This is a genomic window from Haloarcula sp. Atlit-7R (assembly GCF_003666065.1).
GTDB classification, from domain to species: domain Archaea; phylum Halobacteriota; class Halobacteria; order Halobacteriales; family Haloarculaceae; genus Haloarcula; species Haloarcula taiwanensis.
Genome location: NZ_QXIK01000001.1, coordinates 306,649 through 333,162, shown reverse-complemented (window position 1 = coordinate 333,162; position 26,514 = coordinate 306,649). Strand labels below are relative to the sequence as shown.

Annotated in this window: 23 protein-coding genes; 18 read left to right on the top strand and 5 right to left on the bottom strand. The window is 65.9% G+C overall.

Translation table 11 applies throughout. The features are described from left to right. Positions 1 to 120: 120 nt before the first annotated feature. The 17 genes from mvk (at position 121) to D3D01_RS01605 (ending at position 20,035) form a co-directional block, all read left to right on the top strand. Positions 121 to 1,104, top strand: coding sequence for a mevalonate kinase (gene mvk, locus D3D01_RS01685; protein WP_101349510.1), 984 nt, complete (start codon positions 121 to 123; stop codon positions 1,102 to 1,104). Continuing rightward, on the top strand, positions 1,101 to 1,853 hold the full coding sequence (locus tag D3D01_RS01680; RefSeq protein ID WP_121511043.1) for an isopentenyl phosphate kinase: 753 nt from the start codon (positions 1,101 to 1,103) through the stop codon (positions 1,851 to 1,853). Before mvk ends, D3D01_RS01680 begins: the two co-directional genes overlap by 4 nt. 161 nt (positions 1,854 to 2,014) lie before the next feature. Further along, positions 2,015 to 3,499 carry a hypothetical protein gene (locus tag D3D01_RS01675; protein ID WP_121511042.1) on the top strand — a complete coding sequence of 495 codons (1,485 nt, stop codon included), beginning with the start codon at positions 2,015 to 2,017 and terminating at the stop codon, positions 3,497 to 3,499. A gap of 264 nt (positions 3,500 to 3,763) precedes the next feature. Continuing rightward, positions 3,764 to 5,110, top strand: a complete 1,347-nt coding sequence (locus tag D3D01_RS01670) for a ribonuclease J (RefSeq protein WP_121511310.1) — start codon at positions 3,764 to 3,766, stop codon at positions 5,108 to 5,110. A gap of 4 nt (positions 5,111 to 5,114) precedes the next feature. Beyond that, a complete protein-coding gene (gene idsA3, locus D3D01_RS01665; RefSeq protein WP_121511041.1) occupies positions 5,115 to 6,155 on the top strand; it encodes a geranylfarnesyl diphosphate synthase in 1,041 nt (346 codons plus the stop codon). A gap of 2 nt (positions 6,156 to 6,157) precedes the next feature. Continuing rightward, positions 6,158 to 7,423, top strand: a complete 1,266-nt coding sequence (locus D3D01_RS01660; protein ID WP_121511040.1) for a VCBS repeat-containing protein — start codon at positions 6,158 to 6,160, stop codon at positions 7,421 to 7,423. Between the two features lie 64 nt (positions 7,424 to 7,487). Continuing rightward, positions 7,488 to 8,417: an ArsA family ATPase gene (locus tag D3D01_RS01655; protein WP_121511039.1), complete on the top strand. Its 930-nt coding sequence runs from the start codon at positions 7,488 to 7,490 to the stop codon at positions 8,415 to 8,417. A gap of 183 nt (positions 8,418 to 8,600) precedes the next feature. Then, on the top strand, positions 8,601 to 10,340 hold the full coding sequence (locus D3D01_RS01650; RefSeq protein ID WP_121511038.1) for a glutamate--tRNA ligase: 1,740 nt from the start codon (positions 8,601 to 8,603) through the stop codon (positions 10,338 to 10,340). Between the two features lie 155 nt (positions 10,341 to 10,495). Next, positions 10,496 to 10,867, top strand: a complete 372-nt coding sequence (locus D3D01_RS01645) for an Hsp20/alpha crystallin family protein (RefSeq protein ID WP_101349516.1) — start codon at positions 10,496 to 10,498, stop codon at positions 10,865 to 10,867. A gap of 53 nt (positions 10,868 to 10,920) precedes the next feature. Beyond that, positions 10,921 to 13,152 (top strand): CDC48 family AAA ATPase, encoded by a 2,232-nt coding sequence (locus tag D3D01_RS01640; RefSeq protein WP_121511037.1) that lies wholly within the window; start codon positions 10,921 to 10,923, stop codon positions 13,150 to 13,152. 37 nt (positions 13,153 to 13,189) lie between these two features. Then, complete coding sequence (locus D3D01_RS01635) at positions 13,190 to 14,131, top strand: alpha/beta hydrolase (protein WP_121511036.1); 942 nt, start codon at positions 13,190 to 13,192, stop codon at positions 14,129 to 14,131. 49 nt (positions 14,132 to 14,180) lie between these two features. Continuing rightward, on the top strand, positions 14,181 to 14,510 hold the full coding sequence (locus D3D01_RS01630) for a ferredoxin family protein (protein ID WP_101349519.1): 330 nt from the start codon (positions 14,181 to 14,183) through the stop codon (positions 14,508 to 14,510). Between the two features lie 190 nt (positions 14,511 to 14,700). Continuing rightward, positions 14,701 to 15,555 carry an electron transfer flavoprotein subunit beta/FixA family protein gene (locus D3D01_RS01625; RefSeq protein WP_121511035.1) on the top strand — a complete coding sequence of 285 codons (855 nt, stop codon included), beginning with the start codon at positions 14,701 to 14,703 and terminating at the stop codon, positions 15,553 to 15,555. Positions 15,556 to 15,557: 2 nt separating this feature from the next. After that, complete coding sequence (locus tag D3D01_RS01620; protein ID WP_121511034.1) at positions 15,558 to 17,216, top strand: electron transfer flavoprotein subunit alpha/FixB family protein; 1,659 nt, start codon at positions 15,558 to 15,560, stop codon at positions 17,214 to 17,216. Beyond that, positions 17,209 to 18,870, top strand: a complete 1,662-nt coding sequence (locus D3D01_RS01615) for an FAD-dependent monooxygenase (protein WP_121511033.1) — start codon at positions 17,209 to 17,211, stop codon at positions 18,868 to 18,870. Before D3D01_RS01620 ends, D3D01_RS01615 begins: the two co-directional genes overlap by 8 nt. 5 nt (positions 18,871 to 18,875) lie before the next feature. Continuing rightward, positions 18,876 to 19,235: a hypothetical protein gene (locus tag D3D01_RS01610; protein WP_121511032.1), complete on the top strand. Its 360-nt coding sequence runs from the start codon at positions 18,876 to 18,878 to the stop codon at positions 19,233 to 19,235. Between the two features lie 68 nt (positions 19,236 to 19,303). After that, positions 19,304 to 20,035, top strand: a complete 732-nt coding sequence (locus D3D01_RS01605; RefSeq protein WP_101349524.1) for a GNAT family N-acetyltransferase — start codon at positions 19,304 to 19,306, stop codon at positions 20,033 to 20,035. On the opposite strand, the gene D3D01_RS01600 is transcribed toward D3D01_RS01605, so the two are convergent. The 5 genes from D3D01_RS01600 to tmcA form a co-directional block, all read right to left on the bottom strand. Further along, positions 20,032 to 21,006 carry an LLM class flavin-dependent oxidoreductase gene (locus D3D01_RS01600; RefSeq protein WP_121511031.1) on the bottom strand — a complete coding sequence of 325 codons (975 nt, stop codon included), beginning with the start codon at positions 21,004 to 21,006 and terminating at the stop codon, positions 20,032 to 20,034. The two genes, D3D01_RS01605 and D3D01_RS01600, sit on opposite strands and share 4 nt — an antisense overlap. Before the next feature lie 75 nt (positions 21,007 to 21,081). Beyond that, positions 21,082 to 22,683: a class I adenylate-forming enzyme family protein gene (locus tag D3D01_RS01595; protein ID WP_121511030.1), complete on the bottom strand. Its 1,602-nt coding sequence runs from the start codon at positions 22,681 to 22,683 to the stop codon at positions 21,082 to 21,084. A gap of 123 nt (positions 22,684 to 22,806) precedes the next feature. Continuing rightward, positions 22,807 to 22,971, bottom strand: coding sequence for a hypothetical protein (locus tag D3D01_RS23930; RefSeq protein ID WP_199722322.1), 165 nt, complete (start codon positions 22,969 to 22,971; stop codon positions 22,807 to 22,809). Beyond that, positions 22,968 to 23,465 (bottom strand): DUF456 domain-containing protein, encoded by a 498-nt coding sequence (locus tag D3D01_RS01590; protein WP_121511029.1) that lies wholly within the window; start codon positions 23,463 to 23,465, stop codon positions 22,968 to 22,970. The genes D3D01_RS23930 and D3D01_RS01590 overlap by 4 nt, the downstream gene beginning before the upstream one ends. Beyond that, positions 23,462 to 25,699 carry a tRNA(Met) cytidine acetyltransferase TmcA gene (tmcA, locus tag D3D01_RS01585; protein ID WP_121511028.1) on the bottom strand — a complete coding sequence of 746 codons (2,238 nt, stop codon included), beginning with the start codon at positions 25,697 to 25,699 and terminating at the stop codon, positions 23,462 to 23,464. Before tmcA ends, D3D01_RS01590 begins: the two co-directional genes overlap by 4 nt. Before the next feature lie 452 nt (positions 25,700 to 26,151). Between tmcA and rpl7ae the strand changes: the two genes are divergently transcribed. Continuing rightward, on the top strand, positions 26,152 to 26,514 hold the full coding sequence (gene rpl7ae / locus D3D01_RS01580) for a 50S ribosomal protein L7Ae (protein ID WP_101349529.1): 363 nt from the start codon (positions 26,152 to 26,154) through the stop codon (positions 26,512 to 26,514).

Here is a 26,514-nt window from a genome sequence, read left to right as displayed (position 1 = left end):
CCGGCGGCGGCATCCGCCTCGACTTCGCCGATGTCGACACCGTTTCTGCATCGTATTCCGACAGCCGTCCTGACCATCGACTCCGAAAACGCCTAACGCCCTGGGTGCACACGGGCGGGTATGGTCACGTCGAGCGCTCCCGGAAAAGTGTATCTGTTCGGGGAGCACGCAGTCGTCTACGGCGAGCCGGCGGTGCCCTGCGCCATCGAGCGGCGGGTGCACGTGACGGCAACTGAAATCGACGAGGGGTTACGCATCCACGCAAATGACTTGCAACTGGACGGTTTTACCGTCGAATACTCCGGTGACGGAGAGAGCCATCCAGACGTGGACGTCGCTGAATCGCTTGTCGAGGCTGGCATGGGATACGTCAACGAGGCGGTGGCACAGGCCCGCGACGCGGCCGACGCGCCGGATGCGGGCTTCGAGATCTCTGTTGAGGGCGACATCCCGCTCGGCGCGGGGCTGGGGTCGTCGGCCGCGCTCGTCGTCGCGGCGATAGACGCGGCGACCAGAGAACTCGGCGTCGAACTGCCGGCGAGCGGAATCGCCGACCGCGCCTACCAGGTCGAACATGAGGTACAGGACGGGCAAGCCTCGCGGGCGGATACGTTCTGCTCAGCCATGGGCGGGGCGGTCCGCGTGGAGGGCGACGACTGCCGGCGGCTGGACGGCATCGACACGCTCCCCTTCGTCATCGGTTACGACGGCGGGGCCGGCGACACCGGGGCGCTGGTTGCCGGCGTCCGAGACCTCCGCGAGGAGTACGACTTCGCCGCCGACACCGTCGCGACAATCGGCGATATCGTCCGCGAGGGCGAGGCGGTGCTGGGAACGGGCGACTACGAACGGCTCGGGGAGCTGATGGATTTCAACCACGGCTTGCTTTCGGCGCTGGGCGTCTCCTCGCGGTCGCTGGACTCGATGGTGTGGGCGGCCCGCGACGCTGACGCACACGGCGCGAAACTCACCGGGGCCGGCGGCGGCGGCTGTATCGTCGCACTGGACGAGACGGACGACGCACTCACGGCGCTGAAGTACACGCCGGGGTGTGAGGATGTCTTCCGGGCCGAACTGGACACCGACGGGGTCCGGCAGGAATGACGGTCGTCCTCAAACTCGGGGGGAGTGTCATCACACAAAAAGACGAGCCCGAGACGGTCGACCGGGCCGCCCTGTCGGACGCGGTGTCTGCCGTCGCCGAGTCGGCGGTCGGCGACGACATCGTCGTCGTTCACGGCGGCGGGAGCTTCGGTCACCATCACGCCGCCGAATACGGCGTCAGCACGACCGAAGGGACCCACGACGGTGACGGTGTCCGGGCTATCCACGGGGCGATGTGTCGGCTCAACGCCGCTGTCGTTGAAGCACTCACTGACGCGGGTGTGCCGGCGGTTCCGGTCCACCCGTTCTCGGCGGCCGCACGCGACGCCGACGGCGGCCTCTCCCTGCCGGCGGCACAGGTCACGACGCTTCTCGGTGAGGGGTTCGTCCCGGTTCTCCACGGTGACCTCGTCGCACACGCCGGTGCGGGCGCGACGGTCCTGAGCGGCGACGAACTGGTCGTCGAACTCGCGCCGGCCGTCAACGCCGACCGTGTCGGCGTCTGCTCGACTGTTTCCGGCGTTCTCGATGACGACGGGACAGTCATCGACCGTATCGAGACGTTCGAGGCCGTCGCATCGGCACTGGGCGAGAGCGAGGCGACGGACGTGTCGGGTGGGATGGCCGGCAAAGTACGTGCGCTGCTTGCGCTCTCCGCCCCTGCCCTCGTGTTCGGTCCCGATGCGTTGCCTGCCTTTCTCGCCGGCGAGAGTCCGGGGACGACCATCGCTGGTGGAGACGCCGACTGACTTGTGGTCAACAGCCTCGTCCCAGAGCACGCTGTAGTCGATGTCGACCCAAGACTTGCTGCTGAAGTGGTATCACTGCTTGACTCCGGCAGACTGGTAGCTTAAATATCACTTCAGCAACTGTCGTAACATATTTGTCCTCTGTTAGCAATTATGCGACTATGTCTGCAGTAGGTCTGACCGACGTCTATCGATACGGAACGAGGTTTCTTGGGACATTGCTTGTCGTCGCCGGCGTCGGTGGCGGCCTCATCGCTGCAGGGTACGTGTTGATACAGAACGGCTCGCTCCGCTCACTTTCGGGGACCGCGGGCTATCGTGCGGTACTCGGCATTGTCGTCGGTGCGCTCGGTGGGCTCCTGTTGCTCTCCGGCTTGCTTGGCCTGACTCACAAGCTCATCGCCGACGCGACGATGGCGGGTACGCTCGCGGCACAGACAGCACAGCGTGATGCGGGCGATGTGCCAGCTGCCAGTTCCTCAGCGAGCGACCAGACAGCGACTGGCACTGTCGAAGGTAACGCTGCGCCCGCTACCGAATCGACTTCGAAGTCCGACGAGCCCACGCCGGAGCCGGCTGAGTCTGATCCGGCGGTTTCACAGAGCACCGGTCCGGCTGCTGACCCGACGGCTGTCGAGCCGGCGACTGACCAGTCAGAAGTGTCGGAACCGGTCGCTGACTCCGAGCCAGACGCCGACCCAGCCGGTGAATCGGGAATCCACGCGCCCGAACAGCACCACTCCGACCAGTCTGACACAGCAGCGCCATCTGCTACGTCCGAGACTGCGGCGACCGGGACTGACGACGTGGCGGTGTCGGCGGCCGACGAGAATCCGCCGGCGGATGCTGACTCGGCGACGGCCGCTGAGCCGGTGGCAGACGATGTGCCGGCGACAGATACGGACCGTCGTGATGCCGATGCCACTCCGGAACCACCGTCGGCCGACGAGACGATGGCCCCGGCGACAGATGGAGAGACAGCCCCGGCAGCGCAGGATGACCAGATATCGGAGCCACAGCCAGCTGAAAACGTTGCCGGACCAGAATCTCAGACAGTGGACGACACCACTGCGGAGCCATCTCCGGCGGAGTTCCCCGACGATTCGGACCCGGTCGCACCTCAGTCCGAACCCAGCGAGCAGTCGGACCGTGATTTGCTCGCTGAGGACGCCACCGAAGAACCCGAGCCGAGTACGGAACCACAGGAATGGACGCCGCCGGACCCTGCGGAGTTCGACACGCAGAGCGAGGACCCCGCGGCGGCTGACGACTGGGAAGGGGACGAGCCAGCACCGGCCGACGACTGGGAAACTGAACCCGAAGCCGATACCGAACCCACTGGCGTCGACTCAGCCGGTGCTGACGAAGCGGATCAGCACGACGCCGTGACTCGAGACACCCGACTACTCGATGAAGCTGGTGAGACGGACACGTCCGGTGGCCCACGGACGACGGACGACCTGTTCGGTGGCGCTGATACCGAACACTCTGGAACCGACGCTGACGAGAGCGTGCAGGGCGAGTCGAAGTCACAGGACACAGAGACGACCGCTGATGATGACTCGACGCTCGCGGACGACGGTGTCACTGGCTTCGATGTCTCCGGTGATGACGACCCGCTCTCGGACCCCTTAGACGACGAGTAGCGACGAACCCACACCGTTTTAAGAAGCGCCGTTGTAGACCGACGTAACCGAGCGCACGGCCGCCCGTGGACTGCGGTTCGGCGGCCGGCAGACGGCGGATGTAAGTTGCGGGACGGAAGTCCCTCCCACTGCGGTTGCACAGGCTACGGGCGTACCCGACTGGCCTGGAGCGCCGACGCGGACGAAGTCGCCTACATTGCAGATACCGTCGTTGCCGTGCCCCACCGGATGCCCGCGGCCGGCTTTCCACTCGGAGCTACAACCATGGAAGTCGAAATTGCGACAATTGGCGGTTACGAGGCTGTAGGCCGACAGATGACGGCCGTCCGTGCAGGGGACGACGTCGTCATCTTCGACATGGGCCTGAACCTCTCGAAGGTACTGATTCACGACAACGTCGAGACGGAACGGATGCACTCGCTGGACCTCATCGACATGGGTGCCATCCCGGACGACCGGGTCATGTCCGACCTGGAGGGCGACGTGAAGGCTATCGTGCCGACACACGGTCACCTCGACCACATCGGCGCGATATCCAAGCTCGCCCACCGCTACGACGCACCTATCGTCGCGACGCCGTTTACTATCGAACTCGTCAAACAGCAGATCAAGAGCGAGGAGAAGTTCGGCGTCCAGAACGACCTCATCAAGATGGACGCCGGCGAGACGATGTCCATCGGCGAGCGCAACGAGCTTGAGTTTGTCAACGTCACTCACTCCATCATCGACGCCATCAACCCAGTCCTCCACACGCCGGAGGGTGCGGTCGTCTACGGACTTGACAAGCGGATGGACCACACGCCGGTCATCGGCGACCCGATCGACATGAAGCGGTTCCGAGAGATCGGCCGCGAAGGCGAGGGCGTCCTCTGTTACATCGAGGACTGTACGAACGCGGGCAAAAAGGGCCGCACGCCCTCCGAGTCCGTCGCGCGTCGCCACCTCAAGGACGTGATGGACAGCGTCGCCGACTACGACGGCGGCATCGTCGCGACGACGTTCTCCTCGCACATCGCCCGCGTGAAGAGCCTCGTCGAGTTCGCCGACGATATCGGACGCCAGCCGGTGCTGCTGGGCCGCTCGATGGAGAAGTACTCCGGGACAGCGGAGCGACTGGACTTCGTCGACTTCCCGGAGGACCTCGGGATGTACGGCCACCGCAAGTCCGTCGACCGGACGTTCAAGCGCATCATGAACGAGGGCAAGGAGAACTTCCTCCCCATCGTCACCGGCCATCAGGGCGAACCGCGCGCGATGCTCACACGCATGGGCCGGGGCGAGACGCCCTACGAGCTAGACGACGGCGACAAGGTCCTGTTCTCGGCCCGGGTCATCCCGGAGCCGACCAACGAGGGCCAGCGCTACCAGTCCGAGAAGCTCCTGGGCATGCAGGGCGCACGCATATACGACGATATCCACGTCTCGGGCCACCTCCGCGAGGAAGGCCACTACGAGATGATCGACGCGCTCCAGCCGAAGAACATCATCCCGGCCCACCAGAGCCTCGAAGGGTTCGCACCGTACGTCGACCTCGCGGAAGACATGGGCTACAAAGCCGGACGGGACCTCCACATCACCCGCAACGGCAACATGATCAAGCTCACCGAGTAAATCGATGTCCGAACGCCATCAGCAGGTCGAAGACGCGATTGTCGCCCGACGAGACCGGGTCAACGACGCTCTCCCGGAGGACCTCCCGGTGCAGAAACCGGACCACCTCTACGAGGCGTCGCGGTACCTGCTGGACGCGGGCGGGAAACGGCTCCGCCCGACGGTCCTGCTGCTGGTCGCGGAGTCGCTGCTCGACGTCGACCCGCTGACGGCAGCCTACCGTGACTTCCCGACGCTCGAAGGCGGGCGGGCCGACGTGATGTCGGCCGCCCTCGCTATCGAGGTCATCCAGACGTTCACGCTCATCCACGACGACATCATGGACGACGACGCGCTCCGGCGCGGGGTGCCTGCCGTCCACAAGGAGTACGACCTCTCGACGGCGATTCTCGCCGGCGACACGCTGTACTCGAAGGCGTTCGAGTTCCTGCTCGATACGGGCGCGGCCCCCGAGCGGACCGTCGACGCGAACAAGCGGCTCGCGACGACGTGTACCCGGATCTGTGAGGGCCAGTCGCTCGACATCGAGTTCGAGCAACGCGACGTGGTCACGCCCGAGGAGTACCTGGAGATGGTCGAACTCAAGACGGCCGTGCTGTACGGCGCGGCCGCCTCGATTCCGGCCACGCTGCTGGGGGCCGACGAGGAGACTGTCGACGCCCTGTACAACTACGGGCTCGACGTGGGGCGGGCGTTCCAGATTCAGGACGACCTGCTGGACCTGACGACCCCCTCGGAGAAGCTCGGCAAGCAGCGGGGCTCTGACCTCGTCGAGAACAAGCAGACGCTCGTGACGCTGCACGCCCGCCAGCAGGGCGTCGACGTCGGCGAACTCATCGACACGGACTCCGTCGAGGCGGTCTCGGAGGCCGAAATCGACGCCGCCGTCGAGCGCCTGCGGGAGGTGGGCTCCATCGAGTACGCCCGCCAGACCGGGCAGGACCTCATCGCGAGCGGGAAGCAGAACCTCGAAGTCCTGCCGGACAACGAGGCCCGCTCCCTGCTCGAAGGCATCGCCAACTACCTCGTCGAGCGCGACTACTGAGCATGGACCAGACCCGGCGAGCCGTTCTCGCCGGTGTCGCCGGACTTTTCGCTGGCTGTGGAACGACGAGTCAGCGGACCACAACACCACGCCCGACAGCAACGGTGACCAGCACCACGGAGACGGTTCGCTACACGCATCTCCAGCCCTCCGGCAATCGTCACATTTCAGGTTCGGGCCGGTTCGACGCCGTCGACCCGATAGACATCGCCATTGAGGGCCACCCGAAGTGGCTCGTCGGACTGCCAGTCGAGGGCGGGAGTCTCTGGGTTGTCGTTCCAGAGACAGGGGCCCCAGAGGCGGTTCGGGTGGGTCAGGACCGAGTTGAATCGGTTGTCATCGAACCCGACCTGCCGGCGGGCCAGCCACCAGCCGTGGTTGTTCAGGACAACGGCGTTCGGTTCCTCACTGCCGATGAGACAGGACCCAACACCCACGCCGTCCAGTTTCCCGATGGTACCATCGCGATGGTGACCAAGTCCGGGGCCGTCCACGTGGACGGTGACCTGCTCATCGAGGATGCTCTGCCCGACGCCCGAATCGTCTGGCAGGACGATGTCGCTGCTGTGCTCGCCGGTGCGACGGAGCGATACGACCACGGAGCGCTCGGTGACGAGGTTGAGGCCAGCGCTATCGTTCTGTTTGTCGCAGACGGGAGTGGGACCGTCCGCCGCCGAGTTCAACTGCCTGAACCAACGGTTGTCGAAGGTGTAGCACCGATCCTTGCGGACATTGACGACGATGGTGACCCCGAAGTACTCGTCACCGTCACCGGGCCCGATGAAGGCGCTCGGGTGGCCGCCTACGGACTGGACGGCGAGCGCGTCGCGACTGGGCCCGCAATCGGGACGGGCTTTCGTTGGCGCCACCAGCTCTGTGTCGCGCCGTTCTCCCCCGACGGGGCGCCCGAAATCGCCGTCGTTCGCACCCCACACATCGGCGGGACGGTGGAGTTCTACTGTATCGACGGTGACCGGCTCTCAATCGCGGCCCGCTACGACGGCGTCTCCTCGCACGCATTCGGCTCGCGTATCCTCGACGGTGGACTCGCCGGAGATCTGCTCGGCGATGGCCGACAGACGCTGGTCGTCCCGACCCAGAAGCGCCGGAAGCTCGTCGCACTCCAGCGGCAGGACGGCGTTCGGCAGGCGGCCCAGCGTGACATCGGCGCGTCGCTCGCCTCGAACGTTGCGGCGACACCAACTGGCGACGGCGGCTTGAGCATTGCTGTCGGTCGCAGTGACGGTGTCGTCCGCGTCTGGCAGTAGGGTAGCTATTGACCCTGAATGGTGCTGGTCAGCAACTAAGACGTATCAGTTCCTAGGCAGCCGTGTGACTCGGTTCCTTCTCTACGGCGGCAAGGGCGGCGTCGGCAAGACGACCGTGGCCGCGGCGACCGGCCACCGGTTGGCAGCGGCGGGCCACGAGACGCTCGTCGTTTCGACGGACCCCGCACACTCGCTTGGCGACGCCGTCGAGGCCGAGGTCAGCGGCGACCCGACGGAAATCCGGCCGGGGCTGTGGGGCGTCGAGGTGGACCCACAGACCGGCATCGACCGCTACCGCTCGCTGTTCGAGGCGCTGGCGGCGGAGTTCTCCGACGCCGGCATCCGGATGGACGAAGAGGAGGTCGCGGAGCTGTTCAGCTCCGGCGTGATGCCCGGCAGCGACGAACTGGCGGCCATCGAGGGCATGGCGACGTACGTCGAGAGCGACCGCTGGGACCGCGTAGTGTTCGACACCGCGCCGACCGGCCACACGCTCCGCCTGCTGGACCTCCCGTCGGTGCTCGACCGCGGCGTGGCGACAGCGATGGACCTCCGCGACCAGGTCCGCCGGAAGGTCAACACCGCCCGGACGATGATGTTCGGCCCGATGGCGCGTCGCCGCGACGACGGCCCGGACGACTTCACGGCGATGCGTGAGCGGATGGAGCGGGTCGGCACAGTGTTGCGGAACCCCGACCGGACCGCGTTCCGCGTCGTCACCATCCCCGAGACGATGGCCGTCCGCGAGTCCGAGCGGCTGGTCGAGCGGCTCCGCGAGTTCGAGGTCCCGGTGACGACGCTCGTGGTGAACAAGGTCATCGAGGACGCCGGCGACTGCGAGCGCTGTCGGGGCAAGCAAGCAGTACAGGACGAGGCCATCGAACAACTGCGGGCGTCGCTGCCGGACCTGGACCTGTGGACGATTCCCGACCAGTCCGGCGAGGTGACCGGGGTTGAGGCGCTGGAGAAGATAGGGGCGCATATAGCTGGGTAAAAGAAACGATGGGTGGAGACGAGTATCCGCCGGCGAAGCCGTCGGTTCACGGGCCCGAACAGCGTGGGGGCTCCGCTTTTTCGCCCACGTTTTTCGAGGAGCGGTTCGCGCGGTCAGCGCGAACCCGACGCTGAAAAAGGTGGTCCGACGGCGTTTTGACCCTCCCAGTCGCAGGTCCCGGTAATGGACGACGAGCTGCGAGACCGAATCACGGAGGCGGCGGAGACGAACGCCCTCCTCAACGCGGTCAAACACGATAGCGAGGCACAGGTCGGCGCAATAATGGGCCCGCTCATGGGCGAGAACCCCGAGTTCCGCGAGTACGGCGACGAGATTCCGGGCGTCATCGCTCCGGTCGTCGAGCGGGTCAACGGCATGGACGCCGACGAGCGCCGCGAGCGACTGGCCGAACTCGCCCCCGCGAAGCTCGAAGAACTGGAAGCCGAAGACGAGGGTGAGGACCACCCGCTGCCGGACCTGCCCAACACAGAGGAGTACGACACCGTGCGGATGCGGGTCGCGCCCAACCCTAACGGCCCGTGGCACATCGGCCACGCGCGGATGGCCGCCGTCGTCGGGACGTACAAGGAGCGCTACGACGGGGAGTTCATCTGCCGCTTCGACGACACCGACCCCGAGACCAAGCGGCCGGATCTGGACGCCTACGACGCGATACTGGACGCAATCGACTATCTGGGCTTCGAGCCCGACGATGTGGTGAACGCCAGCGACCGCGTCGAGACGTACTACGAGCACGCTCGCGACCTCATCGAGTTGGGCGGGGCCTACACCTGCTCGTGTCCCCAGGGTGAGTTCTCCGACCTGAAAAACAGCGGCGAGGCCTGTCCTCACCGCGAGAAGGACGCCGAGACCACCCGCGAGGAGTTCGAGGCGATGGTCGACGGCGAGTACGAGAGCGGCGAGATGGTCCTGCGGGTCCGCACCGACATCACCCACAAGAACCCGGCGCTCCGGGATTTCGTGGCCTTCCGGATGATCGACACACCACATCCACGCGAGGCGGCCGAAGAGTACCGCTGCTGGCCGATGCTGGACTTCCAGAGCGGGCTGGACGACCACCTGCTCGGCGTGACCCACATCATCCGCGGCATCGACCTCCAGGACTCCGCGAAGCGCCAGCAGTTCGTCTATGACTACTTCGGCTGGGAGTACCCCGAGGTCATCCACTGGGGCCACGTCCAGGTCGATGCCTACGACGTGCCGCTGTCCACGTCGAGCATCGCTGAACTCATCGCGGACGGCGACCTCGCGGGCTGGGACGACCCCCGCGCGCCGACCGTCGCCAGCCTCGAACGCCGGGGCATCCGCGGCGAGGCCGTCGTCGACGCGATGATTCAACTGGGCACGTCCACCTCGAACGTCGACCTCGCGATGTCCTCCATCTACTCGAACAACCGCGACCTTGTCGACGACGCCTCGGACCGGGCGTTCTTCGTCCGGGACGACGAGGCTCACGGCGGCCTCGTTGAGCGCCAGGTCGTCGGCGGTCCCGAGGCCGGTGAACCGCCGCTCCACCCCGACTTCGAGGAGCGTGGCCGCCGCGAGATTCCGGTGACCAGTGGTGTTGCCGTCGAAGGCGACGACTTGCCGGGACACGGCGAACGGGTCTGGCTCAAGGGATACGGCTGCGTGCGCCACACTCGTGACGCCTTCGAGTACACCGGCGACGACATTGACGCGGTCCGCGAGGAGGGCGTCGACGTGATTCACTGGGCACCGGCCGACGGCCCACGCCTCCGCCTCCGGACAATGGACGGCGACGTGTCAGGTGTGGCGGAACCCGGCCTGCTCGATTACGACGCCGACGAGGTCGTCCAGTTCGAACGTATCGGGTTCGCCCGCCTCGACGAGGTCGCGGACGACCCGGACGCGGAGTCCGTCGCGTACTTCGCACATCCCTGACACGCGCGAGTCGCCGGTCCCGCTGGCCTGACTCCGGCCTCTGTACCGTAACGGTTCGCTTACGTTCTAGCTGTTGTGTGTTATCATTTATCAAAATTGGTAAGATTTTTTACGAACCACAACACTAGTGTCAAATGGATACGAGGTGATGGCCAATGGCCCTGCCAACGACCACACCGAGTTCCTGGATGCGCAGCTTTGACCTTCCGTCCCGCTTGTTCGAAACAGGTAGCGACGACTACGAACTGTACGAAGAGGACGACGAGTTCGTCCTCAACGTCGAACTCCCGGGTTTCGACGTCGGGGACATCGACGTCTCCTGGGACGACGGCATGCTGAACATCGCTGCCGAGCGCGAGGACGAACAGCGAGGCGAGCGTCGGACGTACCACCGACGCTTCCGGTTCCCGAAGCGCATTGACGACGAGGGTATCGCTGCGAACTACACGAACGGTATCCTCGAAGTGCGTCTGCCTGTCGAGGCAGGCGCGACGGCCCGCGGCAAGCAGATAGAGGTCGAAGGCTAACCGTCGGGCCACAGGCGTACCGCTCGATAACCGAGTTTTTTGTTCCACTACCGATGCAACTGACTGTCAAGCCACTCAAGAACAGAGAGCCGGGGAGTGGGATGGCAGTCATCGACCGGCAGGTCCTGGAGGACAGTTCGCTAAGCAGCGGTGACTTCGTCCGCATAGAGGGACGCACAAGCGACCGGTCGGCCATCGCCAGAGCATGGCCGAGTGACCGCAGCGACGCCGGCCGCGGGTACGTCCGTATTGACGGCCAGTTGCGGAACACGGCTGGCGTCAGCGTCGACGACCGCGTGACCGTCGAACCGACCACTGTCAGTGAGGCCGAGCGGGTCACCCTCACCCTGCCCGAGGGGCTCCGGATACAGGGCGACCTCGGTCCCCACGTCCGGGAGCAGCTGGCCGACCAGGCCGTGACTGTCGGCCAGACCATCGCGCTCCCGCTCGGATTCGGGTTGCTTTCCAGACAGTCTAACCGACGGGTGCCCGCCCAGGTCGTCGACACCACGCCGTCCGGGCCGGTCGTCGTGACCGGGTCGACCGCGGTCGACCTCGCGGACCAGCCCGCCGACACCGTCGACGTCGAACGCGCGGACTCGCCCGAACCGGAGATGCCCGGCGTCACCTACGAGGACGTCGGCGGTCTCGACGACGAGCTCGAACAGGTCCGGGAGATGATCGAATTGCCGATGCGCCACCCCGAACTGTTCCAGACGCTCGGTATCGAGCCGCCGAAGGGCGTCCTGCTGCACGGCCCGCCCGGCACCGGCAAGACGCTCATCGCCCGCGCTGTCGCCAACGAAATCGACGCACACTTCCAGACGATATCTGGGCCGGAGATCATGTCGAAGTACTACGGCGAGAGCGAGGAGCAGCTCCGCGAGGTCTTCGACGAGGCCGAGGAGAACGAACCGGCCATCGTCTTCATCGACGAACTCGACTCCATCGCGCCCAAACGCGAGGAGGTCAGCGGCGACGTCGAGCGCCGGGTCGTCGCCCAGTTGCTCAGCCTGATGGACGGCCTCAAAGAGCGGGGCCAGATTACCGTCATCGGGACGACCAACCGCGTCGACAGCGTGGACCCGGCGCTGCGCCGCCCCGGCCGCTTCGACCGCGAAATCGAAATCGGCGTCCCTGACCGCGATGGCCGCAAGGAAATCCTACAGATTCACACCCGTGGGATGCCGCTGGCAGAGAGAATCGACCTCGACACCTACGCCGAGAACACCCACGGCTTCGTCGGGGCCGACATCGAGAACCTCGCCAGGGAGGGCGCGATGCACGCGCTGCGCCGGGTCCGTCCCGAACTGGATTTAGAAGAAGACCGCATCGACGCCTCGGTGCTCGACGCTATCGAAATCACCGACGATGACTTCCGTGCAGCGCTTCGCAGCATCGAGCCCTCGGCGATGCGCGAGGTGTTCGTCGAAGTGCCCGACGTGACGTGGGACGACGTCGGCGGCCTGGCCGAGGCCAAGGAGCGCCTGCGCGAGACCGTCCAGTGGCCCCTGGAACACGGCGACGCCTACGACCACGTCGGCCTCGAACCGGCGAAGGGAGTCCTTCTCTATGGCCCGCCCGGCACTGGGAAGACGCTGCTTGCCAAGGCCGTCGCCAACGAGGCCCAGTCCAACTTCATCTCCATCAAGGGGCCCGAACTGCTGAACAAGTACGTCGGCGAGAGCGAAAAGGGGATCCGTGACGTGTTCAGCAAGGCCCGCGAGAACGCCCCGACTGTGGTGTTCTTCGACGAGATTGACGCCATCGCGGCCGAGCGGACCGGCGGCGTCGGCGACTCCAACGTCGGCGAGCGCGTCGTCTCGCAACTCTTGACGGAACTCGACGGCCTCGAAGAACTGGAGGACGTGGTGGTCATCGCCACCACGAACCGCCCGGACCTCATCGACGACGCGCTCTTGCGCCCCGGGCGACTCGACCGCCACATCGCCGTGGAAGAACCCGACGAAGACGCGAGACGCGACATCTTCGCGGTCCACACCCGCGACAAGCCCCTGGCCGACGACGTAGACCTCGACGACCTGGCCGAGCGGACCGAGGGTTACGTCGGGGCCGACATCGAGGCCGTCTGTCGAGAGGCGGCGGCCGCGGCCGTCCGCGAGTACGTCGGGTCCGACGGCGAACTCGACGACGTCGCTCTGACGATGGCCCACTTCGAGGACGCCCTCGCGGAAGTCGGGGCCGGCGGGGCCGAGGCGTCGCTGGCCGCTGGCGGTGTCGACACAGCATTCAACCCCGACTCAGAGGGGGTCGAGAGCGAATAGCGTCGGGCTTAAGCCCGTGACGGCCCGACCGTTGCCCGTGACAGACCCCGCTCCCGAGTCGGTGACCGTCCAGCGCGACATCCCGTTCCAGGAGGTCGACGGCGAGACGCTGACGCTCGACCTGTACGACTCGCCGGCGGCCAGCGGCCCGAAGCCGGTCGCTGTGCTCGTCCGCGGCGGCGCGTTCGCGTTCGGCGACAAGGGCGAGTTCGCCCGGCACGCGCTCGACCTCGCGGCGGACGGCTTCCTCGTCATCGAACCCCAGTACCGCCTCGCACCCGAGTGGACCTTCCCCGCGGCGCTGGTGGACGTGAAGGCCGCTATCGAGTGGGTTCAGGCGGAGGGCGAGGGCTACGCCGCTGACACCGACCGAATCGTCGGCGTCGGCCACTCTGCCGGCGCGAACCTCGTCGTCCTGGCCGCGCTGACGGCCGACGAGCCCGGGTTTGAACCCGAGCTGTACCCCGGCGCGTCCTCCCGCCTGTCGGCCGCCGTCGGCTACGCCGGCGTCTACGATTTCCGCGCGCTCGACGCCGAGATGGGGGAGGGACAGCGGTTCCACCGCCAGTACCTCGGCGGCGGGCCCGACGACGAGCCCGCGGCCTACGACCTGGCCTCGCCGGTCGCACAGGCCGACACCGACGCGCCCCCGACGCTGTTGCTCCACGGCACCGAGGACGAGACCGTCCCGCCGTCCCAGTCCGAACTGCTGGCCGACGCCCTCGGACCGATGACCGACGTGGCTCACGAGTCGGTGTCGGCGGACCACGGGTTCCCGTTCCACGGCGCTCACTACGACGACGTATACGAGCGGACCGTCGAGTTCCTCCGGGGAGCCGTCGCCGGGCCGGACGCCGCCGACGCGGTCGACGACACCGGAGTGCCTGGCGGCGACCTGCCGGACCCGACCGACCGCATCGGCGACCCCGGGCCGGCGGGCGGCAGGGGTCTGGATCGCTCCGACGGCCCCGGATTCTGACGGTCAGGTCGAAAAGTTAAGTAGCTTTCAAAAGTGAGATAAGATACCAATGGCCATAGACCCGGAGTTCGAGGAGAACCGCGACGTTGTCGAACAGCACGACGGACACGACGTCTGGGGACCGGTCGACGAACCCGAGGAACTGGGTATCCACGGGACACACGTCGCCGTCGATTTCGACATCTGCATCGCCGACGGCGCGTGTCTGGAAGACTGCCCCGTCGACGTGTTCGAGTGGGTCGACTCGCCGGATCACCCGGAGAGCGAAATCAAAGCCGACCCCGCTCACGAGGACCAGTGCATCGACTGTATGCTCTGTGTCGACGTGTGTCCGGTCGACGCTATCGACGTGGACCCGGGCCGCGCTGGTCGTATCTGAGTTCCCGAATCCGCCTGTTTTCACGGGTTTGCAGTAGCCATGTCATGAACATAAACGGCCCGTAGCTGTCAGTCCGCGGGTTCCTTTGGGTTGCTGGACTCTCTGCCCGCTGAGACCTGTCATCGAGAATTGTAAACATACATTTATTATATATTATTGTGTGACATTCACTTACGAGGGCCATACTGCCATGCACTCAGTCGTTATGACCAAAGGCGTCCCTGATTTCCGCGAGGGACAGGTATCGTTCGACGAAGACGGCCATCTCGAACGGGGCAAGACACCGACGGTGATGAACCCTAACGACAAGCACGCGTTACGGGCCGCGTTCCAGACGAAAGTCCGTAACGGCGGTCACGTCTCACTGATGAGCATGGGGCCGCCGGGGTACAAAGAGGTGTTGCAGGAAGGGATGGCAGACGTGTACGCTGACGACCTGTATCTCCTCTCGGACCGGGAGATGGGGGCGGCGGACACCTGGGCCACCGCGATGACAGTCGCTACCGGCCTGCAGAACCTCAACGAGCAGCCCGATCTGGTGTTTGCTGGATTCAAGACGGCCGACGGCGAAACGGGCCACACCGGCCCACAGACCTGCTGGTGTCTGGACTGGCCGATAATTACCCACGTTCTCTCGCTCGATATCGACGAGGATGGTGGCACCGTCCGGGCGAAGCGGCTGGTCGACGGCGACATCTCCGAAATCGAGACCGTCGAAGCGCCGATGCCGTGTTTCATCGTCGCCGACCCCGAGTTCGAACCGACCTATCGGCGGGCCAGCCACCGGCTGAAACACAAGGACCTCCGCGCCGAGACCAAAGAGCGCGCCGAGGAGTACGAGGACCATCTGACGGTCTGGGACCACGAGGACCTCAACCTCGACCCGGACTACATCGGCCTCGACGGCTCGCCCACCATCGTCGCCGGGGTCGACCCGATTCCGAAGGCCCCCTCGGAGCGGGAGGCCACGGTCATTGAGGCAGACGAACGCGAGGCACTGGGACCGGTGCTGGACGAACTCGCGCCGTACGCGGCGGGTGACTGACAATGGTCGAAATCGACCCCACAGAGTACGAAATTGCCGACCTCGGACCGAAAATAAAGGACGTCGACGACGCCGACGAACTGCGGGCGATACTGGAACTGGAGGAAGGCGGCGAGGACCGTGTGCCGGTCAAGACACTCATCGAGGACCGCATCGAGAAGGTCGAAGACGAGGGCGACGGAGAGATAGACCCGGAGACCGTCGACCTCGGCACGCTGACCGTCGCCGACGTGGCGAACATGGTCCGGGACATCGACGACGCCGCGGTGCTCCGGGACCTCCTGGAGCGCGAGCAGGCCGGCGAGGACCGCAAGACGGCGAAGTCCCAGATAGAGAGCCGCATCGAGTCCGTCGAGGGAACCGACGAGGAAGAGACCGATGAGGCCGAGTACGTCCCGCCGGAGGAGAAGTACCCCGACCTCGACCACCCGACCAACGACAAGCAGTGGGTCGAGGGGACCGTCGGCGCAGAGTACCGCGACATGTGGGTCTACTGCGAGACGCAGGCCGGCGACCTCGTGGACGTGTCAAAGGAGATGCTCGGGAAGGCCCGCGACCTGATGGACACCTACAACTCCGAGTACGATGCCGACGAGCGCGTCGTCGCGGTGCTCATCGGAGCCGACGCCAGCGACCACGTCGACGACGTCATCGCCTACGGGGCCGACCTCGTCCTCTATCACGAGGACGACCGCCTCGAACGCTTCCGCCACCAGCCCTACACCGAAATCTTCTGTGACATGGCCCGCGCGGGCGGCGACCTGGCCGCCGAGGGCCGCGAGGAAGTCGACTGGAAGGACTACCACGAACCGCGCTACACGGTCTTCCCGGCCACGAACAACGGCCGCGACCTCTCAGCGCTCGTCCAGGGCGAACTCGACTCCGGACTAGCGTCGGACTGCTCGGGGCTGTACATCGAGAACGCGATGATATCCAACCCCGCGAAGGTCGGCACGGCCGGCGACAAGAAGGAGTTCGAGCGCGTCCTGCACATGAAGCGCCCGGACTTCTCGGGCTTCGAGTACTCGACCATCCTCTGTATCGACAAGCCCAACCGGGATTTCCACCCGCAGGGGGCGTCCGTCATCCCGGGGAGCTTCGAGATTCCCGACCCCGATTACGAGCGCGACAGCGAGGTCGTCGACTACGAGATGGACCTCGAGGATGCGTGGTTTCAGGTCGAAGTCGAGGAGTACGACCGCCTCTCCGGCGGTGTCGACCTCACCGGCCACGACGTTATCGTCGCCGTCGGTCGGGGCATTGGCGACGACCCGACGCGGGGCATCGAGCAGGCGCTGGACCTCGTCGACGCCTTCGAGGACGCCGACCTTGGGCTGTCCCGCGGGGTCATCACCTCGTCGTACTCCTTCGACAGCCACGTCGAGCAGTACGTCACCGAGGAGCGCCAGATCGGCGAGTCCGGCCAGGCGGTCGAACCGGACGTGTACATCGCGGCGGGCATCTCCGGCGCGATTCAGCACAAGGTCGGCTGCGACGAGTCGGACACGATAATCGCCATCAACACCGACCCGGACGCCGACATCCGCGACTTCTCGGACTACCTCATCGAGGGCGACCTGTTCGAGGTCCTGCCGCGCCTGACGGAGGCGGTCGAAGCCGGCGACCTCGGCGCGGTCGTGGGGGAGGTCAGCGATGACTGACGCAGCCGAGAAGTACGAGGCGGTCGTCGTCGGCTGTGGCCCCGGCGGGGCCGCGGCGGCGGCGAACCTCGCGCGAAACGGCGTCGAGACGCCCGTCCTCGAACGCGGCGTCGACGCCGGGTCGAAGAACGTCTCCGGCGGCCTCATCTACGCCGAGGAGTCGGCCGCCTACACCATCGACGGGCTGTTCCCGGACTTCCGCGAGGCGGCGACCGAGCGGCCCGTCACCGAGAACTACATCCACAACGTCGCCGGTGAGAAGGTCAAGACCTTCGACATCGGCGACCTCCACCACCACGACACGGCGTGGGCCGACGCGGTGCTGCGCCGGAAGATGGATTCGTGGCTCGCCCAGCAGGTCCACGAGCGCACCCGCGAGACCGGCGGCGGCCTGCTGACCGAGGTCCACGTCACCGGCCTGCTGCGCGAGCGGGGGGAAATCGTCGGCGTAACGACGGAGGAACTCGACCCGATCAAGGCCGACCTCGTCGTAGCCGCCGACGGCGTCAACTCCGAACTGGCGCGGGACGCGGGCCTGATGGACTGGGAGGAACCCGAGGAGTGGTTCCAGGGCGTCAAGGCCGTCGTCGACGTGGCGCCGGCAGTCATCAACGAGCGCTTCGACGTGGACCCGGACGACGGCGCGGCCCACCTGTTCTCGGGCGACCTCTTCGACGGGGTCCGCGGCGGCGGCTTCCTCTACACTAACGAGTCGTCGCTTTCTATCGGGACAGTGTTCCACCTCGACTCCATCGCGGCGGAGGAGGCCGAGCCCCACGAACTGCTCGACAGTCTGCTCACCCACCCGCTCATGGCCCAGTGGCTCGGCGACGAGTACGACGAGCGCGAGTACAGCGCCAAACTGGTCCCGGACTCGAAGAAGGCCGCCCATCCGTCGCCCCACAAGGACCGCCTCGTCTTGGTCGGCGACGCTGCCGGCCAGATGCAGGCTCAGGGTCCCATCATCAAGGGGATGAACCACGCGGTCACAGCGGGCGCGCTGGCCGCTGAAGCCTTCGCCGACGCGCGCTCGCGCAACGAACCCCACCGCGCCGGCGAACTGTACGAGAAGAAACTGCACGACGAGGGCGTGATGGACAAGCTTCGGCCGACCCGCTACGAGGTGTTCGGACGGCTCGGCGAGCTCGGGCCGGTCGACGACTTCTCAAACGCAATCGCCGAATCCGCCGTCGGTCGCTTCGGCGTCCGGGCCGCGTCGGGTCTGCTCGAACGGGCCTACGCCTCGCCGACGCTGGTGTCGATGATTCCGGACACCAAACTGCTCTACGTGACGCTGCCGACGGTCATCGCCGAGGAACTTGGAGAGGAGGTCGACGACGAGAACACCGTCTCGCCGCCTGATCTGGCCGACCGCATCGGTGACCTGACCTACGACGTGGGCGACCCACACATCGAACTGGTAGACAAGTCATTCGAGGCGTCGGGGACCGCTGTCACGGCCTGCCCGGTCAGTGCCGCGGACTTCGGCGGGGGCTGTTACCGCGACGAGCGGGTGCAGACGAACGGCCACGAGGAACACCTCGTGAGCCTCGACACCCAGCCCTGCGTGGAGTGTGGGACCTGCGCGGTCGTCGCCGACACCGAGTGGGAACACCCCGCCGGGGGCAAGGGCGTCGAGTTCGAGCAGGGCTGAGAGCCGTGAGCCACCAGTATCACGACCGGATACGCGCGCTTGCCCGGCGCGCCGAGACGGCCCGCGAGTCGCTGGACCCGGACCCGCCGGACGACGAGCGCGCGATGGCCCTGCTCCGGGAGGGTTTCGGTCCCACCGTCGCGCTCTATTGTGAGGCCCGCACCGGCGGCACCTGGGTCCGGTTCACCGAGTCCGAGTTCGAGCGCCTGGAGGCGACGATGAACGACTGGCTGGACTGCTACGCCGCCTGCTACGGCGTGGAGTTAGCCGGTTCCTACGCCATCAGGGAGGCCGCGGAACTGCTCGTCGACACCCACAACGCCCGCGACGTGGCGCAGGTGCTAACTGGCGTTCCAAGGCGGTAGCGACCGTTTACCGAGACCTACATTGTTTATGATAAAATATTAAGTACTGTGTCGTGGTAGCAGATACCATGGAGTTGACAGAGCCACTGCAGTTCGACCACGAGGACCGACGGGATATCTACGAGTACGTCGAGTCACACGGATCGGTGGAACCGAGGGCTGCCCGGTCGGCGCTACAGATGGACCCACGACCGTTCGGCCATCACGTCGCGATACTCAAACGCGACGGCGTACTGGAGGAGATCGACGGCGAACTCCGCGTCGCCTACAACGACACCGTCGAGGAGGAGTTCGAGGCCGACGACATCGAGTTCACCATCCGCCAGGCGCGACAGGAGGATCTGACTGGCCTCGTCGGGGCCATCCGGGCCGCTATCGGCGGCGGCGAGTACGTCGACGCGGAGACCGTCGCCGACGTGGTGGACAGCGAGGGTGTGCTGCTCCGGCACAATGAACTGGAGTCGCGCATCTTCTTTGTCGCCTGCATCAACGACGACGTGGTCGGGTGGGTCCATCTCAAGCACCCGGAGGTCGAGAAGCTCAGTCACACGGCAGAGCTAACGCTGGGTGTGCTCGAACGGTATCGGGGCCACGGCATCGGCTCGCAGTTGCTCGCCCGCGGGACCGAGTGGGCGGCGTCGAACGGCTACGAGAAACTGTACAATTCTGTCCCATCGACGAACGGTGACGCAATCGATTTCCTCGAAGGCCACGGCTGGGACACTGAAGCCGTCCGCGAGGACCATTACAAGTTCGGCGACGAGTACGCCGACGAAGTGATGATGGAGATCGATCTCTAGCTCGGTCCCAGCGCGCGAATCGTCGTCCGAGCCAGTTCCCCGTCGACCTGCTGTGGCACAGTTAGCAGAAGGCGGTCGATGACATCTCTGTCCGCAATGCTATCTCGTTTCTCCCGCGCCTGTGCTGGCGTCCCTGCGATGCCGAGGTCAGTCGTCATTTCGTCGGTGACGAGTTCTGTTGCTTCGCCCCGGTCACCCGCCTGCCAGGCGTCGGCGATGCGTTCCGCCCGGTCCGGATACGTCTCTGCGACCGCCCGGCGGTAGCCCTCGCCGCTGCCGACGTAGTAGGCGATGTGCTGCCGGAGTTCCTCGCGCGCTCGCTCGGACTCCTCGTGGACCACTGCCGGCACGTACGGCGCGACCGTAATCTCGCTCGGGTCGCGGTCGGCATCGCGTGCGGTCCCGGCGATGTAGTCGAACGCCGACTCCAGCTCGGAGAACGGAATCATGTGCGGGAGCCAACCGTCGGCGAGTCTGGCGACGACCCGCCTGTTCGCTGGCCCGAGGGCAGCGTGGTACACCGGCACGTCACGGTCTAGCGGGGGCACGCCCCTGACCGAGACCACTTCGCCGTCGTATGTCACGCGCTCGTCGCTGGTCATGAGGCGTTTCATGATGTCGATGGTCTCGTGGGCGCGACGGACTGGCCGCTCGAACTCCATGCTGTGCATGTTCTCAATGGACCGGGCTGTACTCGTTCCCAGACCCAGCACTGCCCGCCCGTCCGAGACCCTGTCGAGGGTCGTCGCTGTCATCGCCAGTACGGCCGGCGACCGCGAGAAGACGTTGAGTATCGCGCTGCCGATTTCGATGTCGTCGGTTCGGGTCGCGATGTCCGTGAGTTCGACGACGGAGCTAGCGCCCCACAGTTCGTTCAGCCAGACCGAGTCGTAGCCGTGGTCTTCGGCTTCGACGGCCAGGTCGATTGTGCTGTGGTCCTCGACGCGTGGCACGACGACTCCCAGATGCATGGTGTGACCGACTGTTGGAACGCTAATAAAGAATCGTGCTAATACTGTCCCGGCGCTCCACAGCCACCGCCGCGCTTACTCCTGGCCGATCATCCGCTCTTGTTCCTGCCAGTACTCCTCGCGGAGCTCGTATTTCTGGATTTTTCCGGTCGCCGTTTCGGGGAGCGAGTCCCGGAAGTCGATGCCTGAAGGGACCTTGTAGCTCGCGACGCGCTCTCTGAGGAACTCTAGAATATCCTGTTCGGTTGCATCGCTGTCGGCCGTCGGAACGACGATTGCCATCGGGGTCTCGCCCCAGTCCTCGCTCGGGGCCGGAATGACCGCGGCTTTCAGCACATCGGGGTGGTCGTACAGCTCGTCTTCCAGTTCTATCGAGGAGATGTTCTCGCCGCCGGAGATGATGATGTCTTTCCGGCGGTCCATGATCTGTATCATCCCGTCGTCGTCCCACGTCGCGAGGTCGCCGGTGTGGAAGTACCCCTCGACACGGTCGTTGAACGCCTCCTCGGTGATTTCGGGTTTGTTGAGATAGCGGTCCATCACCTGATTGCCCTGCACCACGATCTCGCCGATAGTCGCCCCGTCGCGTGGCACGTCGGTGCCGTCCTCGTTGACGACCCGGATGTCGGTACACAGCGTCTCCGAGCCTTGCTTCACCTTGAGTTCACGGCCCCGCTCGGCGATGCGCCGCGGGGAATTGCTGGTCGTGATGATAGGGGCTGTCTCGGTCAGGCCGTAAATGTGGATGATGCGCCAGCCGAACTCGTCTTCGACGCGCTCGATGGTCGCCGTTGCCGGGGCGCTGCCGGCCGTCGCGATTCGCACGTCGCGGTCGCCCTGTGTCACTACGTCGCCGTCGCTGGCCCGGTAGTGCTGGATGAGTTTGTTCAGCACCGTCGGCGCGCCGCACATGAACGACACGTCGTACTCACGGACCCGGCGGAAGGTGTCCGCGGCGTCGAAGGTACGCTGACAGACGTGGGTCCCGCCGGTCCCGGTGATGGCGTAGGTGTGGCCCCAGCCGTTGCAGTGGAACATCGGCAGCGTCCAGAGATACGTGTCGTCGTCGCGTATCTCCATGTGTTGGTTGAGCACCAGCGCGTGCCAGCTCTCGGTCCGATGGGTCCTGACCACGCCCTTCGGGTCCCCCGTCGTTCCGGACGTGTAGTTGATGCTGGCGTCGTCGTCCTCTGTCAGGTCTGGTCGGTCCGGTTCGGCTGTCGGTTGCCCGTCGAGAACACCGCTGTAGCCCTCCCATTCCCCGTCGATACGGTCCGGCTCGTAGCCGATGAACGTCTCCGCTAGGATGTCGTCTCGTACCGGCTGGACTTTCTCCGCGAAATCGTAGTCGGCGATGACTGTTGCGGCTTCGCAGTCGTTCAGAATATACTCGATTTTCGCAGGGTCGAGCCGGTAGTTCAGTGGGACGAACACCGCGCCGAGTTTGTTTGCTGCGTACAGCGTCTCGATGAAGTAGTGCGTGTTCGGGGCGAGGAGAGCGACGCGACTTCCCTTCGAGACACCGCGGTCCGACAGCGCGTGTGCCAACTGGTTGACCCGCTCGTTTACCTCCGCGTACGTGTACTCGGTGCCGTCATGTGCGACGATACCGGTCACGTCGTCATAGATGTCCGCTGCACGGTCGATGAAGTCGGTGGTGAGCATCTCGCGTTTCATGATAACACGCCTCACTTGTCGTATTCAAACCCAATTATTATTATATTTTCTTCGAGAACAGTTGACAGCGTGCTGATTAAATACCTTCGTGTGAACTAATACGGCTATCGGGAGAACAACAGTCTACGGCCACTCGTCCTCGTGGCCGTCCATCGGCGCTGGGACGACGCCGTCTTTTTGCGCCCAGACGCGGGCATGGTCCGGACACACCGCTCGGTTCGCGTCCCATGGGATGTGGAGTTCGACCGCGGCCTCGGTTTCGCAACCGTCCACCGCGCACTGTGTCATAGGAGCGCGACAGCGACCATGGTGACCAGTATCGATGCCGTCAGCAGGGCCTGCACAACGCTTGAGGCCAGCATCCCAGCGGTCGTCACGAGGGCAGCCTTCGCGCTCCCGCGAGCGTCCTCTTGCCGGTAGAACTCGACGACGAACACCGTGCCGGCGACGCCCAGCAGGATGCCGAGCGGGCCGGTAACAAAGAAGAGAACGAGTGCGACGACGCCAGCGAGGGCCGCTGTCCAGTTCGACGCCCCGCCGACGCGTGCAGCGACGGCCCCACCCGCGACATCGACAGCCCACGTCAGCAGCCCGACCAGCGTCAGCAGGGCCAGCAAGAGCGCCCCGGGGTCGGACATTCCGCTTGCAATCCAGTAGAGATAGACGCCGGCGAGCGAGACGAGCGCGCCGGGGACCTGGGGCGTGAGACTGCCGACGACGCCCCCGACCAGCAGGGCGAACGCGAGTACGAACAACAGCGTTTCGAGGCCAAGCAGGCTCATTGGTGTCTGTCGAGTTCCTCCTGTACCCAAAGGTCGCCGTACAGACGCGTCAACCTTTCGACTATTCCACCGAGTGTCCGCATGCACTCACGCTCAGAGACGAATCCCAGTTCCTCGGCGACTGTCGGCCACGGCTGTGCTTGCAACACCTTCTTGACCAGCAGGCGTTCCTCCCGCGGCGCGAGCGCGGTCGCGTCGGCGGGGGCCGACAGGTGCCGGCGGGCGAGTTCACGGAACGGCTTCGGATTCGTGTCGAGAACCGACGCGCCGCCGGGGACGCCGGCAACCAGTCGCCACTCCCACTCGGAGAGGGAGAGGGACGGCTCTCCGTGGGTCGCTCGAAGCACTGTTCGAACCACGTCAGGGTCGCAGTCGTCGAGCGGGTCTGACAGCACTGCGGCGATGCGGTCCTGAAACCACGTCCCGTGCCGCGCCGCGAGCGCCGCCCCGTCATCGGAACACGGGTCCACCATCACGACAGAGTACTCGCCGCTCGTCGCGTTCCGCGAGGTGGCGAGGTGTACCGTCTGATATCCGTTATCAGCCCAGAAGCGGACGAGTTCCGGCGTCGCGCCGTACCCGACGCCCAGCCAGTCCACGTGGTCGGCGAACTCCGCTCTGATTTCCGAAAGGAGTTGAGAGCCGAGCCCGCGGGACCGGACCGCGGCGTGGGTCGCGATGCGGAGGACCCGCTGGCCGACCGGAATCCCGGCGGCTTCGTCCCGGAGCTGCGTCGACAGCACGTCCGGGAGCATATTTCCCCGCACCCGTCCACCCTCGTACATCGCAGCTCGCGTGTCAGCCGAGAGCCCGCCCTCCTGTGCCAGCAACGCCACAGCAACGACGTGGCCCTCGTGGGTCAGCGCCCGGACGGTGAGATTGGGTGCGTCGAGCAGTCGGGCCAGGTCCGAGGGTTCCGTCCGGTAGTGCGCCAGCACGAGCAGGCCAAACACCTCTCGGAGCAGGTGTTCGTCGGCGAGCAGGTCTGCCGCCGAGAGCCGGCGGTACTCGACGGTTTCCGGCGTCGAACCGTCGATGAGCTGGTCGACCGGCGGGCGGGCATCCAGCAACAGCGCCCGGAACGCCCACACCTCCACGGGGTCGGCGTCGCCGTACCGAATCGGTGTCGTCATCGACACGTCGGTGACGGCGTGGTCGCTTTCTTCGAGCCGGTCGCGGAACCGGACGGAGAAGCCCCGTCCTGCACCCTCGTATCCGTGGACGGTGGTCGTGAAGGCGACTGCCGGGGCGTCGAGGAACTGTTCGAGCCGTCTGACCGGCAGGGCCGCAGCCTCATCGACGATGACTACGTCTGAGCCATCCGGAAGCAATGCAGCTTGCTCCGGCGGCGCATACCGCACACAGCCCGCCCCGGAAACGTCGAGCCGCTGGGGGTTCGACGCCCGGTCTCGCGCGAAGTTACTGCCGAGTACCTCCAGCAGGTGTGCCGCCCGCGTAAACACCTCGCCGGCGCTCCGGTACTGTGGTGCGGTCACCAGCACGTCCCGCCCTTCGACAGCGAGGGTTCCAGCGGCCAGCCCGGCAGCGCTTGACTTTCCCCGGCCCCGGTCAGCCTCGACCACGAGTGCCTCGCTGGCGGTTCGTAGCGACTCGAACGCCCGGACCGCGTCCCGCTGGTCGTCGGTGAGACACTGAGCGTAGGTCTCGGGGCGGAACTGCGCGTCGGCGGGCGGGGTCGAGCTCTGAACCGGACGGCTCGGTGGCGGGTCCGTCAGCCCGTCTTGCTCGACAGTGCCCGTGTCGGCGTCGACGATGGCGATACCCCGGTGTACCCGGAGCGTCTCGACAAACCGACGGCGGAAGTGACCGGTCACGTCCTCGACCTCGAACGGCGGGACTGCGAGCGAGGCGTCGAACCCATCTCGCACCTCGGGCCACGTCTCCAGCGGCGGCGCGAGGAGGACGTAGAGGCCGCCGCCGTCGACGGCACCGACGGTCCGCCCGAGCGCGTCGGGTCGCAGTTCCTCGTGTGCATCGAGGACCACAGCTGTCCGAGTCCGGCCCAGAAGCTCCTCGGCGCGGGACTGTTCGTGCTGCTCACACGCGAGGAACGGCTCCGGACCGACTACTGTCGTCTCCGCGCCGGGAACGTCCGCCGCGTCGAGCGCTGCTCTCGCTCGCTCCCGCGTGTTTTCAGGGTCGCCCGCCAGAACGAGGAGCCGCCGCTCGTTTGCGCGGCGGGCCTCCGCTCGGAGCGACCGCGCGATGTCCATACCGGTGGTGGACGGTGCGCCGACATGGGCCTGACGGTCACAGCGCTCCCCAAGTGCGCTTTTCACTGGACCGGACACAGTCGCCGGTGTGTCTCCCCGCCAGACCCCGCTCTGCTCCGAGCGGATATCGATTATCCAGTCGTCCAGACAGCGATTGGGCGCGTCTCGACGACGGCCCTGACCGCAGCAGTCGCAGACGTGCGGGCCGTGCTGGCCGACGCGTCAGTGGCCGCAGAACAGGCAGACCCCCGACAGCACCTGTGTGGCGGGCTGGCACGCGATTTCGGCTTCGAAAGCGCTTTTAGGGCCGGTAGCACAGAATGGGGTACAGCCTGCGCCGAGTTGATGATGCTCCCAGCCTTTTCAGGATACACACCACCACGGTGTGACGGGCCTCGCGGCCCGGACACGGCGGGGGAGCCTGAGCTCGCGCGCAGGAGGTGAACATACAAATGCCAGTATACGTAGATTTCGACGTTCCCGCGGACCTCGAAGACGACGCCCTCGAGGCGCTCGAGGTCGCCCGGGACACAGGCTCGGTAAAGAAGGGTACAAACGAGACGACCAAAGCTATCGAGCGCGGCTCCGCCGAGCTCGTCTTTGTCGCTGAAGATGTCCAGCCCGAGGAGATCGTCATGCACATCCCGGAGCTCGCCGACGAGAAGGGCGTCCCCTTCATCTTCGTCGAGCAGCAGGACGACCTCGGTCACGCCGCCGGGCTCGAAGTCGGCTCGGCCGCCGCAGCCGTCACCGACGCCGGTGAGGCTGACGCCGATGTCGAGGACATCGCCGACAAGGTCGAGGAGCTTCGGTGA